The sequence below is a fragment of the Psychroflexus halocasei genome (assembly GCF_900107595.1).
GTDB classification, from domain to species: Bacteria; Bacteroidota; Bacteroidia; order Flavobacteriales; family Flavobacteriaceae; genus Psychroflexus; species Psychroflexus halocasei.
This window is the reverse complement of the sequence record NZ_FNQF01000004.1, coordinates 254,381-267,041: the sequence shown is the minus strand read 5'-3', so window position 1 is coordinate 267,041 and position 12,661 is coordinate 254,381. Positions and strand designations below refer to the sequence as shown.

8 protein-coding genes are annotated in these 12,661 nt (G+C 32.1%); 2 read left to right on the top strand and 6 right to left on the bottom strand.

What is annotated here, in order from left to right; all coding sequences use genetic code 11:
* The first annotated feature begins 2 nt into the window (after positions 1–2).
* Both ribB and BLV84_RS06760 read left to right on the top strand, forming a co-directional pair.
* The gene (gene ribB, locus BLV84_RS06765) at positions 3–1,145 is read left to right on the top strand and encodes a 3,4-dihydroxy-2-butanone-4-phosphate synthase (protein ID WP_093242109.1); all 1,143 of its coding nucleotides are present in this window, start codon (positions 3–5) and stop codon (positions 1,143–1,145) included.
* A 190-nt stretch (positions 1,146–1,335) separates the two neighbouring features.
* On the top strand, positions 1,336–1,893 hold the full coding sequence (locus BLV84_RS06760) for a hypothetical protein (RefSeq protein ID WP_093242104.1): 558 nt from the start codon (positions 1,336–1,338) through the stop codon (positions 1,891–1,893).
* 59 nt (positions 1,894–1,952) lie between these two features.
* On the opposite strand, the gene tamL is transcribed toward BLV84_RS06760, so the two are convergent.
* The 6 genes from tamL to BLV84_RS06730 all read right to left on the bottom strand — a co-directional run bounded on the left by tamL (position 1,953) and on the right by BLV84_RS06730 (position 12,595).
* Complete coding sequence (gene tamL, locus BLV84_RS06755; RefSeq protein ID WP_093242100.1) at positions 1,953–4,223, bottom strand: translocation and assembly module lipoprotein TamL; 2,271 nt, start codon at positions 4,221–4,223, stop codon at positions 1,953–1,955.
* 10 nt (positions 4,224–4,233) lie between these two features.
* Positions 4,234–9,309: a translocation/assembly module TamB domain-containing protein gene (locus BLV84_RS06750; protein WP_093242096.1), complete on the bottom strand. Its 5,076-nt coding sequence runs from the start codon at positions 9,307–9,309 to the stop codon at positions 4,234–4,236.
* Positions 9,310–9,464: 155 nt separating this feature from the next.
* Positions 9,465–9,917, bottom strand: a complete 453-nt coding sequence (locus tag BLV84_RS06745) for a hypothetical protein (protein WP_093242091.1) — start codon at positions 9,915–9,917, stop codon at positions 9,465–9,467.
* A 10-nt stretch (positions 9,918–9,927) separates the two neighbouring features.
* The gene (locus BLV84_RS06740; protein ID WP_143521335.1) at positions 9,928–10,746 is read right to left on the bottom strand and encodes a universal stress protein; all 819 of its coding nucleotides are present in this window, start codon (positions 10,744–10,746) and stop codon (positions 9,928–9,930) included.
* A gap of 1 nt (position 10,747) precedes the next feature.
* Positions 10,748–12,232 carry a potassium/proton antiporter gene (locus BLV84_RS06735; RefSeq protein ID WP_093242082.1) on the bottom strand — a complete coding sequence of 495 codons (1,485 nt, stop codon included), beginning with the start codon at positions 12,230–12,232 and terminating at the stop codon, positions 10,748–10,750.
* A gap of 21 nt (positions 12,233–12,253) precedes the next feature.
* The gene (locus BLV84_RS06730) at positions 12,254–12,595 is read right to left on the bottom strand and encodes a DMT family transporter (RefSeq protein WP_093242329.1); all 342 of its coding nucleotides are present in this window, start codon (positions 12,593–12,595) and stop codon (positions 12,254–12,256) included.
* Positions 12,596–12,661: the final 66 nt, after the last annotated feature.

Below are 12,661 nucleotides of genomic sequence, written 5' to 3'. Positions count from 1 at the left end.
CTATGAAAAAAAAATCAACTCACAACATAGAATTAGATAGCATTCAAGATGCGATTGAAGACGTTAGAAAAGGGAAAATTATCATTGTGGTTGATGATGAAGATCGTGAAAATGAAGGCGACTTTTTAGCAGCAGCTGAATTAGTGACTCCTGAGATGATCAACTTTATGGCTAAATATGGTCGAGGATTGATTTGTACACCATTATCTGAAAGCCGTTGTAAAGACCTTCATTTGCACACAATGGTCGGTAATAATACCGATCCTATGGAAACAGCTTTTACTGTTTCTGTTGATTTAAGAGATCATGGCGTTACCACAGGTATTTCGGCTGGCGATCGCTCAAGAACTATTCAAGCTTTATGTGATCAAGAGACTAAACCACACGATCTCAATCGACCTGGACATATTTTCCCATTAATCGCAAAAGATGGTGGCGTTTTAAGACGAACAGGCCATACAGAAGCTGCAATTGATTTTGCACGTTTAGCAGGTTTGCAGCCTGCAGGTGTTATTTGTGAAATCATGAATGAAGATGGGACAATGTCTCGTTTACCTGAACTTGTTGAAGTCGCTAAAAAACATGATATTAAATTAGTAAGTATTGAAGATTTAGTGGCTTACCGCATGTTGCATGATTCTTTAATTGAGAAAAAAGAAGATTTTGACATACAAACTAAATTTGGTCAATTTAGATTACGTGCTTATCAACAAACAACTAACGACAGTGTACATATTGCCTTAACAAAAGGCACTTGGGAAGCTGATGAAAAGGTTTTAGTCCGTGTCAATTCTACTTTAGTCAACAATGATATATTAGGGACTTTAACTAATGATGCTGATAAAAAACTGGATGATATGTTTAAAAAATTAAACTCTAATGATTCAGGTGCAATTGTTTTTATCAATCAAAATCCAAAAGGATTAAATTTATTAAGTAGGCTAGAGGTTTTAAAAGAAAGCCAAAATCAAGATATTATCAAGGCTCCGAGTGTTGTTATGGATAACAAAGATTTTGGTATTGGCGCTCAAATTCTTCATGATTTAGGTATTCATAAAATTAAATTGATGTCTAATTCTAAACAAAAAAAGCGTGTAGGTATGATTGGTTACGGACTTGAAATAACCGAATATGTAGATTATTAAAAACTATTATTTTTAAAAAATATAAAGCTAAACATCTTAAGGTGTTTAGCTTTTTTTATAACGATAAAATGTATAATTTCTTTTAGAAATCATTAAAAATTAGGGTAACAAATTGAAAGAATATTTGATATGAAAGTGTAAAACAATAAGAGTCTGTTTTACAAATATTAATAACCTTAAATTTTAAATTATGAAAAATTCATTGACAAAAATCGGAATTTTAGCATTTGTAATAATGTTTACATTAATCTCTTGCGACAAAGATGAAGCTAAGCCAATAGAGCTAGTTCAGGAAGCAGAAATGTTCGCCATGAGTATCGATCTTACATCAGCAACTGGACTTAAAGAAAAAGGAATTATAGTGGGTACAAAAGCAGAGCTTATGAAAGCAATAGAGCAAAATGAATCTGGACTTCGTATAATTAAAGAATCTCATAAAAATAATATTTTCTCTATAGCTCCCAATGAGGAAATAGGAGACCCATTTGATCCTGATGCTTGTTGGAATGAAATCTATACATTTTACGATATGTATTATGATGTATGGTTGCAAGAAGCTAATGAAAATTGTCAAGATAAGATGGTATGTATTACATGCCCAGAAGAAGGCAGTGAGCTTTATGCAATGTTTGTTATTGAGAATAATTGTATAAATGAAGAAGAAATGGTTTATGATTTTCATAGGTTTCCATTTACACCTAACGATTATGAAAGTGATCAAATCACAACTTATATTGATAAAATGTAAATTAAATAACTGAAAATTTTAAAAAAGGCTATTTCAATATTTGAAATAGCCTTTTTTAATTAAAACGGATAACCAATCGCAAAGTTAAAGACAGGTGAATCGTATTCAAATTCCCAGTCAGTATTTGGTGTTTTTAGCGGTGAAGCCAGATCAAACCTGATCACAAAACCTTGAATATCAACGCGAAGTCCAATTCCAGCACCAATACCTAACTCATTGATGAAATTTGAGGAAAACTTTCCGCCTGGTAATGCTTCGTTTTCTTTTGTTAACCAAACATTTCCTGCATCGGCAAAAATAGCTCCATTGATGTATTGCATTATTGGAAATCTGTATTCTAAATTGGCTTCTAGACGGATATCACCAGCTTGATCAAAATAACCGCTATCACCATCTGCAGGCGCATAAGTTCCAGGCCCTAAACCTCTAATTCTAAAAGCACGAACACTGTAAGGACCTCCTGAAAAATATTGTTTTACAAAAGGCAAAGAGTTTGAGTTTCCATAAGGTAAACCTATTCCTCCAAACACTCTGGCAACTAAAACTTGTCCTTTAGAGTCTAATTTGTAGTGATATCGCGTATCAATATCAAGTTTTGCATATTGCGCATATTCTAAGCCTAAAAAACTTTTGCTGCCTTCATCATTTTCTTTTCCAAATAAACTCAATATATTTCCTGCAATATCAAAATTGACATTAGTATAAAAACCACCTTTCTTAGACTGATCTGATAATTCATTATAAGTAAAAGAGTAAGTGAGACCAGCAATGAATTTTTGCTCAAAGCTTTGACGCAGAAAAGGATTTTGATCCAGTATATTATCAAACTCATCACTTGTTTTTCCTAAACTAACATAGTTAATATTTAATGGATTTAGTCTGTGGGTGACAAACCTGTTTGCCGTCCAGATGTAACCAAATGTTGCTGTCAATGAGTTAAGTCTATAGAGCCTTGTTCGATTTAAGTAATCATAACCCAATTCTATTTTTGTCTTAGGAATAGAATACTCAAATCGATGATCAATATTTATTGGAAATAATAATCTTGGAAAAGTCAATGAAGTTTTCGCACCTAACTGAAGACTACTCGATCCTTCAGAACCACCGCTTGAGAATTGTTTTTCATATCCGAAATTTGTACTTAAGCGAAATAACTCTCCACCTTTGAATATGTTTCTGTTAGAGTATGTTACACCAATACCTGGCCCTGCAAAATTATTTGATTTAGTAACCCCTTGTAATTCTAACCTTAAAGCACGTTTATTTAATGGTGACAAAAAGAGCTCTGCATCCAAATGTCGCTTTCCATTTTTAGTAACAGTGTCATTTTCTTTATAATTGATATTGACAAACTTGTAAGTTCCTATGTTTGAAAGTCTTCTACTAGTGTATTTTGAATTTTTGGGACTATAATTTTCTTCAGGTTTTATTAATATATAAGGTGAAAGTCTTTTAGGTTTAAAGAAAACATCATTTTGCACAAATTTAAAAGCCTTAAACTTAGTTGTATCTTTATATTCTTCTTTGCTTTCAACAGAATAATTTGGGTAAATAGTAACATCTCTAATTTGATAAGGAACCAAAGATTTCTCAGGAACTTTATTTTTTAGCTTTAAATATAAGTCAAAACGTTTATCGTCATAAGCATTTGTATCAGCTTCAAAAATTAAAAAGTCTCCATTAAAATTATAGTAACCTCTTTCTTTCAGGAAATTGTCAATTCTAGTCCGTTCAGCTTTCATCGCATCTAAATTAAATCTGGCATCTTTTTTAAAGAACGTCTGATTCATCGATTTTTCAATTTCTGAGTAGAGAGCCAATGAGTCTAAAGAGTCGCGCTCTATTTCATACTTTTCCATACGATATGGAGAAGTCAAACTAATTGTGTAATTCACTTCAGTTGTTTTTGAAGTGCTATCGCTTTCAACGCTGGAAGTAACTTGACTATTAAAAAAACCATTATTACTCAGTCTATTAAGTATGATTTCTTCTGTGGAACTCACATTAACATCTGAAAAGTAAACTGGCTCTTCTCCAATTTTTTTACCTAAAAATTTATTGATAAAACCTGGCTTCTCTCTTTGACTTTTATAATAAAAATAAAGATTAGGCCGCATCCCTAATATTTTAGAATTTGTTTTTGGCTTCAATAAATTGACAAGCATCGTTTTAAGACCATCTCTATTTTCTATTTCTAAAGTATCTTCAAATTTAATTGATGATCCATTGTAAAGACTTTCTCCATCAGGAACAAACTTCTTAGCACTGCAAGCTGAGAGTAGATATATAATGCTGATAAAAAACAGATATTTAAGATTTTTAATTTTCATTGATCACAAATTATTCTGAAGATTCTTCATTTTGAGTTGCTTTGTTATTTGTCTTTTTTTCTTTAGAATCTTCACCTTCCTGATTTTCCTTATCTTTTTCGGAATCGTCTTTACTCTTATCCTTTTTCAGAAAAGAACTTTCATCCCATAATTCCTTAAACTTATTAAATTCTCTTGTAAAAATTAAAGCGATTCCACTCACAAAAACTTGTCCATCAATCACATTTTCATATTCACTTTTTCTAAAACCTTTAAGACGCCAGCGTCCATTTTTAGTTAATAAATATTCTATGCTAAAATTTCCAATAACCGGATTTTCTTCACCTGGTCTATTATCGCCTTGTACATTCACTTCACTGCCTGCTTCAACAATAACTCTGTCATTAAAGAGTTTCTTTTTGGCACTAATGGCTAAATCTGTTCTATCTTGAGCATTTTCACCTTGATAGTCTGTATAGGAGTTGACACCAAAATTTAAGTCAATACCTGTGTTTTTGGTTATTTTATCAGAAAACATATTCAATTGATCAGAGAGCGCATCATTCAAGTTATCACGTGCAACAGTTGCAATACCGCCTTCACTACCATCACTTCCTGAATCAGGATAGAATTTGTTAAGAACTAAAAGAGAAAAAACTTGCTTGTTTAATTGATCTTCTTGTTGATTAAGTTGCCTAATTCTACTATAGACAGATCCTCCAATTGCACCTTGTTCATCATCTGGCATCCCTAAGTTAAAATTTAATTTGGGTTGTGATAATTCGCCATCAACGTCTAAATAAACCAAGAAAGGTAATCTTTGTCTGTAACGATTTTTTGCCTCCGTGCTTGCACCAGTCGTTTGAGAAGCCATCAATGAGGACGCAGATGTTTTGACTTCATAAATTGCACGAACATCTAAATCAGCACTCATCGGATCGCCTTGCCAACTGACGCTACTTGAAGGATCTAACTTGAATTCTCTTTTCACCAAGTTGTAAAGATTCATTTGGTAATGTCCACCGCTTATATCATATTTTCCGGTTAAAGTGGTTCTTCCATTTCTAGCAATTCTAAATATTAAATCGCCTTCACCAAGAATTTTTAAATTGTCATCGGTACGTTTATCAACAATAACATTAAATGTTGCTTTAGGCTCTATTTTTAATTTTAAGGCTAAATCAATCCCTGTTATTGTTGCAGTAGTTTCATCATCTTCCTTTCTTGTTAAAATATTGTCAGGATTTTCTTTATTGACAAAAACAACCACTCCATCGTGTTTTTCAATGCTCAATTCAGTCTCAGGAATAACATAAGTGACGTCGGTTTCTTCCCTTATTTTTAAACTTACTTCTGCTTTAGGGAATTGTAAATTTCCTGTAATATCGGCACCAATATCAAACACAACTTTTCCGTAATAAAGATCATTATCCTCTTCATCAGAATTTAGTGCAGTGAAATGATCTGCTTGAAGATTTAAATCAAACTTTGGGTTGGTTATCTTATCAAGAAGAATATCTCCATCAACGGTGAAGCTGTTGTCATCAGCATCATTAATCGCAAATTTGTTAAAGTAAATTCCTTTATTATCTAAATTAATACGCTCATTAGCAAGCCTAAACTTTGCATCTAACCTGCTGACATTAAAACTTGCTTGATTAAATGCAAGATGTCCATTAAATTGAGGATCTTGACTTGTGCCTTTAAGCTTTATTTCTCCTTCTAAATGTCCTTCAGCATTTTTTATTTCATCAGGTGCAAATTTTTCAATTTTTTGCATGGCGATCTTATTGATTTTTAAGTCTAAATCAAAAGATGGTGCTTCAATTGCCGATTTATAACTGCCATCAAAATCAATATCAACATCGCTACCTTTTATACCAGCATCAACTATATAAGTATTGTCATTTTGTGATTCTGCATGAAGGGATAGTTTGCCGAGTTCACTTTGCAAGGCTGTAAAATCATTAATATTTAAATCTGCTGTAAATCCAAATTTATTAAACGGGTCTATAAAAACGATTTCACCGTCAACTTTTCCATCCATAAGAAGTTCATCAGGATTGAGATAGGCGAGAAGTGATGATAAATTGAAGTTACTAAATTCTAATCCCCAATTATTTGTTTGCTGATTAGTTTGATTCGTGATTCGGACTTCTTCACCTTGATGTGACATTATAAAGTTCCTGAATTTCAATTTTTCTTGACCGAAACTGACTGTATTGTTAGGATCAATTGTCCATTTTTCTTTATTTAAAATAAATTCTTCTGGAAGAATTTTAAACGTACGATTACGATCTTCGCCACCCAAAACAGAGTGAAGCGCGTATATTTTTTCACCCTTCTTAAAACTTTCAAAATTTAAGAAAAATTGTTTTTCTTTAAAATTAGCATTGATTTTTGTTCTTGGAATTTGAGCTGGACCAGCTTTAATTTCTGTAAAACTAGCTGTGAAGTCGGCTTTTTTCCCATCAGAATTAATATCGAGATATAGACTATCAACGAGATTTTCTCCGTATTTTAAGTGAGGTAAGCTAACTTTAGCCGTTAGGTTGTGCTTTGCTTGATCAAAATTGATTTGAGCATTTAAAGTGTCCATCCGATCAAGACCTTCAAGAAAAACTTCAGAAATAATAGGCGTTTCATGAAATTTTAAATCTAGCTTTAATTGAACAGGATTTTTCAAACTATCCTTTTGAATATAAGTCGAATCCTTGCTGAAATAGTGATTTACATGCTGACTTAAAGCTTTTGAAATTTGATCAGGTTTTGCATTTGAATTAAGCGAACTATTTATAAAAGGACTACTGATTTTTGCAACAGTACTTTTTTCATCTACATCGGCGTCAATCTGAACACGACCTAGATTATAGGCTTGATCATTATAAACAATTGTGCCATTTGTGATATCTGTATCTAATCTAAATTTGTTGGCGCTTCCCTTAAAATTAGCTTTGACATCTACTTTAGAACGAATTTTTTTCTCAGTTAAACCAAGAGCATACAAGTCGGCTCCTTTGAGGTTTAAATCAGCTTTAATTTCTGGATTGAGGGAATCTAAAATAATTTCTGAATGAAATTTTAAATTTAGATTTTTATCTTTAAAATCTAATTTCACATCACCAACACCATTCTTAATATCGCCTTTAAGTTCAAGATTAGAAAAATCATAATCAGCGTAGGTGAGTTTTGTAAAGTCAGAATCTAATTTCGCATTTAGAGAATTTAAGTTGTCACCTTTTCCTTCTGTTTTTAAAGTAAAAGTGACTTTATCTAAATCTGGATTTTGTAAAAGTTCACCAAGATTTAGTTCAATAATTTCTATCTGTGAATCAAATGCAATTTGTTTTTTATGATTTAATTCTCCCTGAAGTTTAATCTGACCGCTTGTGGAATTAATATTGATATTAGTCTTGAATTTTTCTATTCCGCCAGTAAAATTACCATTTAAACTAAGATCTTGCGGGATTTGAACTCCAAGAGAATCTGGATTTAAAAATGTGATGATATCACTGCGATTTGTAGATGCCGAAATTTGATTAAGATCTAAATAAAGTTGATCGACATTTATCGGTTGACTCACAATTCCTTTCAGATTGATGTTTGTTTTAGATCCCCAATTGAGATTTAAATTCTTAACATTAGCTTTATCAAGTGAGCCATTAATGAGAAGGTTCCCACTAATATTTTGTTGAGCTAATTTCTGGAACTGTACATTTTTTTTAAGCTCGGGAGAAAACAAGTAAGCTTCTGTTGCATTTAATTGAAATGAATTGAGATCAGCAACAAAATAAACTTTCTCTGGTTGATTGATGAGCTTAATAAATTCAGTGTAAGTCAACTCTATGTTTCCATCTAAAGAACTTTTTTGGGTTTTAACTTTCAACCCTGAAACATTAATTTTTTCATTGTTCAGTGCAAGTGCAAAATTAAATTCATCTAATTTAAAGCCACTAGCTTCATTAAACTTAAGTTGATTTAAGTTCAATTTAGCTTCAGTATTTTTGGATAGTTGTATGTTTTCTGCTATCAGTGAAAAGTCTGAAAGTTTGATTGCATCAGGATTAAACTTTCCTTTTTGTGGCTTAACACCTTTTTGATGATAATAAATATTGTTATCCTTAAAGTCAATTGAAGCGACATCAACTTTCCAATCTGGCCATTTAAAATCTTCTTGCTTTTTATTGGCTGGTGTTTCTTCAGGAGAAGATTCTATTTTCGATGAATCAATTTCTGCGTTAATTTTTGAGTTTTGCAAAGCAATTTTATTCACAGCAACTTCTTGTAAATTGAGATTTGCTGAAGCTTTATCTATCTCAAAGAGATCAATATCAACTAATGCATTTAAGCCTTGTGGAGGCGCATTATACTTGGCAGTCACTTGATTTAATGAGAATTGGTCAACTCTTATGAATGGTAAAGCGCCTGTCGAACTTGTATCAGAATCTGTGATTGCTTTAAGTTGTTCATAATTTATGGTTGTTTGGCTGAGTTTAATTTTAGCCAAATGAAATTTCATTTTTTCTAAATCGATTTCTTTTCCTTCTAATTTTAAATCACCTAAATCTAACTCAGCATTCATGCCACTCACATCATCAACATAATTGATTTTAAATTTTTGAAGTTCAATTTCGCCAACTGCAATTTGAGGTGGAGCAGTTTCTTCTTCTGTTTGCGTTGCTGTCGTGTCAGAAGCAAAAGCATCGATTAAAAATTGATAATTAAACCCTGAGATGGAATCTTTACGATAAATATTTGCTTTTAAACCTTTCCAACTCACATCGTCAATACTGATAGGGTTTCCGGAAATAATTGGTATTAAAGGAATTTCAGCTTCTAAACTTTCGGAGTAAATTAAAGTGTCACCTTTGGTATCTTCTAAATACAAACCATCAAGCTGAATATTTCCTGAGGAAGTGATAAACAAACGCTCAATTTCAACAGCAGTTTTAGTTTTATCACTGATAAAATTAGTTGCTTTGTTGACGATAATATTTTGTCCCCAAGGACTTCTGATGAATAAAATTAATAAAATGAGAAATATGATAAAGCCCAGAAATATTCTCCCTAAAATTCTTAATATTTTTTTGCCTTTACTTTTCTTCACTATATGTTTATCAGGTTTGTTCAAAAATAAGGTAGTATTCTGTTAATGCTGGATTTATATTATTTAAATTAAGTTAAAATTAATGAGATAAAACCTTAATTGAGTATTCTTTTTTTAGAATATTTCAAGTTTTATTTGATGTTGTTTTAGGACAATTAATCAACAATAATAATTTCGATATTTAATATTTGTTGGTCGCTCATTTTAGGGATCAATGCATGATATGTCAGACTTGGAGCAACACTAGTGTCGTTTTGATAAAAGAAAACTTTTAAGTGCAAGTTGCCGTTTGTACAATTTTTGATTAATTCATAATGAATTGAATCATTGCCATTACTAAGATTTTTCTTACCAATAACTAAATCATATTTATTAAAATCAATTTCAGGTTGACAATTTCCAGAAACGAGTTCATTATAATCATCTTGATTGTTGATGATTATATTTTCATCAGACAAGTTAATGTCTAATTGATTTTTAGTGTTTTCACAATTATACTCTTCTTCAAGACTTGTTAAATCAATCGTATAATCTATACATTGATCATCTGTAACGCATGCCTGTAGAGCGAAAATTAAAGCAAAAAGAATGAGGGTTTTTAACTTCATAATCAATATTTTAAGGCAAAACAATTAAAGGTGTTTCTCCTTCGAAAACCAAGTCATTTATCAAGAATCTTCTAAAAAGTTTATCTGTTAAATGTCGAGAGCCTTTTTGAACAATAAGCAATTCGTCAACCTTGTTGTTAATAACTTTTTTGATGTCATTAAAATAGGCATTTTTTTCATAAATTTTATAATCAACATTATACTGAGCAGAAAAAAGAGTGGTTAAGTCACGTAATTTTTTCTCTATAAAGTCCGTATCCTCATTATAATCAGATAAATGGAAAAAGGTAATACTTGTTTCTGTTTCATCAATAAAACTTAAAAAATTATTTAATTCTAAAATATTAAGCGGATGTTTTTCTGTAACAGCAACAAAAATCTTCTCATGAGAAAATTTTGTCATTTCTTTAGGCATAGCGACAAAGGAGTTTTCAATCTCGTTGATAAGTTGAATGGCAGTGCTACCAAGAAATATTTTTTTTCGTAAACTCGTTTCTTTAATGCCTACAAATATTAAATTTTCAAAACCTGTATTTAAGTGCGCTTTTAAAGTGAAGTTTAAATTTTTATCAGAAACATCATAATTGAGTTGTGCCTGATTTGGAAGAATATTTTCAACAAAACTTTTGACTTGATCAAGCATCTTCAGGTTGATTTCTTGCGTAAATTTCTCACGTGTTTTGATGTCGGCTAAGGTTGGTGTAATCACTTCTGTTTGATGAATGATGAGAAACTCTGTTTCAATTTGAAGACTCCAATCATAAGCATACTTTAGCAAGCTTTCAGAATGTTCTGAAAAATCAATCAATAATATAAAACGCTTTTTCATTTTAAGCAGGTATTTGAGGTTGATCTTGTTGTTTAATCCATTGGCTAACGTTTTCCATACTTTCATGGTTTTCTGATAAAACAATCAAAATATCGTTGGCTTCTATTGTCGTTCCACCATTAGGCAAATGATATTTATCATTGCGTTTGATCATTGCGATAATGGTGTCTTTAGGGAATTCTAAATCAACAATTTGCTGACCAACAGCAGAGTAATGAGGTAAAATTCTATATTTTTTCATCGCTGACTTAGGAATGTTTAAAATGAGTTTATCTTTTTCGAGAATCTTCTTTTCTTCATCAGGAAGAGCAACATTGAGCCATTTCGCGACTACTGATAATGTTGTTCCTTGAATTAAAACAGAGGTTAACGAAATAAAGAACACAATATTAAAAATCATATCTGCTTTCTCAATTCCGGCGAGAAGCGGATAGGTCGCAAATACAATTGGCACTGCACCGCGTAAACCAACCCATGAGATATAAATTCTGCGTCGCATTTTCATTTTAAAAAATGCTAAACTCAACATCACACTGACAGGTCTTGCGATAAAAATCAAGAATAATGAAATGATGAGTCCTGTCCCTATAAAAGGTACAATTTCATTTGGGAAGACAAGTAAACCCAAGGTTAAGAATAAAACAATTTGCATTAACCAAGCTAAACCATCATACATTTTAAGGATGGTTTTTTTATGAATCAGATCTTGATTACCTAAATAAACAGCACAAATATAAATGGCCAAAAAGCCGTTACCTCCAATGAAATCTGTTGCTGAAAATGTTGCAAACATCAACGAAATAACCAAGACAGGATAAAGACCTTCAAAGCCAAGTTTTATTCTGTTGATGATGTATTTACTTATTTTCCCGAAAACAAAACCAGCGATTGCGCCAAATATCATTTGTTGCAAAAACAGAGGTATAATAGAAGCCACACCTGCATCTTGATTTATCACCAAGCTTAAAAATGCCAAAGTAAGAACATAAGCCATGGGATCGTTACTACCGCTTTCCAGTTCTAAAGTCGGTCTTAAATTTGTTTTTAAAGCGATATTTTTAGAGCGTAAAATCGAGAAAACTGCAGCTGCATCTGTTGATGATACAATAGAACCTAATAACATGCTTTCGTAAATCGTGAAGTCTGTTAAGAACCAAACAAATGTTCCCAGTGAAACCGCGGTTAGTAAAACACCTAATGTAGATAAAATTATTCCTTCTTTTAAGATGGGTTTGACGGCAGGCCAACTTGTGTCTAGACCTCCCGAAAACAAAATAAAGTTGAGTGAGATGATGCCAATAAATTGAGCGATTTTGGGATCATCAAAATAAATTCCGCCTATGCCATCAGCACCGGCCAACATACCTATAGCGAGGAAAAGAATTAAAACGGGAACACCGTATTTATAAGATGTTTTACCTGCAATTGTACTGATAAATAAAAGTAAAGACCCGACTAAGAGAATGTTTTCAATGGTTAAATTCATAAATTAATATATTGTGTTATTTTAAGCTTCGCTGCTCACAATTTGTAAGCCTACAACGGATGCAACTAATGTGGTTAAGAAAAAAATTCGCCAAAAAGTGACAGGTTCCTTAAAAAATAGAATTCCGGCAAGAACAGTTCCGGTTGCACCTATGGCACCCCATACTGCATAAGCTGTCCCAACGGGAATAGCTTGTTCGCCTCCCATTGCTTTATAAAGAAAGTACATGCTCACGCTGACACAAATCACAAAAGAAAGCATCCATAGCCAAAATTCTTTACCTGAATGTTCTTGAGCCTTCCCTAAACTAACAGCAAAACCGGTTTCAAATAAACCGCCAACAATCAATAAAATCCAGTTCATATTCATTTTTTAGTTCAGTTTTTTATAGCCCAATAATATACAATTTGATTTGTTAATTACTAGCCA

What these genes read in the sequence shown, in the direction of transcription:
- BLV84_RS06735 (WP_093242082.1), bottom strand. Translation starts at nt 12,232, where the DNA reads ATGAATTTAACCATTGAAAACATTCTCTTAGTCGGGTCTTTACTTTTA.
- tamL (WP_093242100.1), bottom strand. Translation starts at nt 4,223, where the DNA reads ATGAAAATTAAAAATCTTAAATATCTGTTTTTTATCAGCATTATATAT.
- BLV84_RS06740 (WP_143521335.1), bottom strand. Translation starts at nt 10,746, where the DNA reads ATGAAAAAGCGTTTTATATTATTGATTGATTTTTCAGAACATTCTGAA.
- BLV84_RS06730 (WP_093242329.1), bottom strand. Translation starts at nt 12,595, where the DNA reads ATGAACTGGATTTTATTGATTGTTGGCGGTTTATTTGAAACCGGTTTT.
- ribB (WP_093242109.1), top strand. Translation starts at nt 3, where the DNA reads ATGAAAAAAAAATCAACTCACAACATAGAATTAGATAGCATTCAAGAT.
- BLV84_RS06745 (WP_093242091.1), bottom strand. Translation starts at nt 9,917, where the DNA reads ATGAAGTTAAAAACCCTCATTCTTTTTGCTTTAATTTTCGCTCTACAG.
- BLV84_RS06760 (WP_093242104.1), top strand. Translation starts at nt 1,336, where the DNA reads ATGAAAAATTCATTGACAAAAATCGGAATTTTAGCATTTGTAATAATG.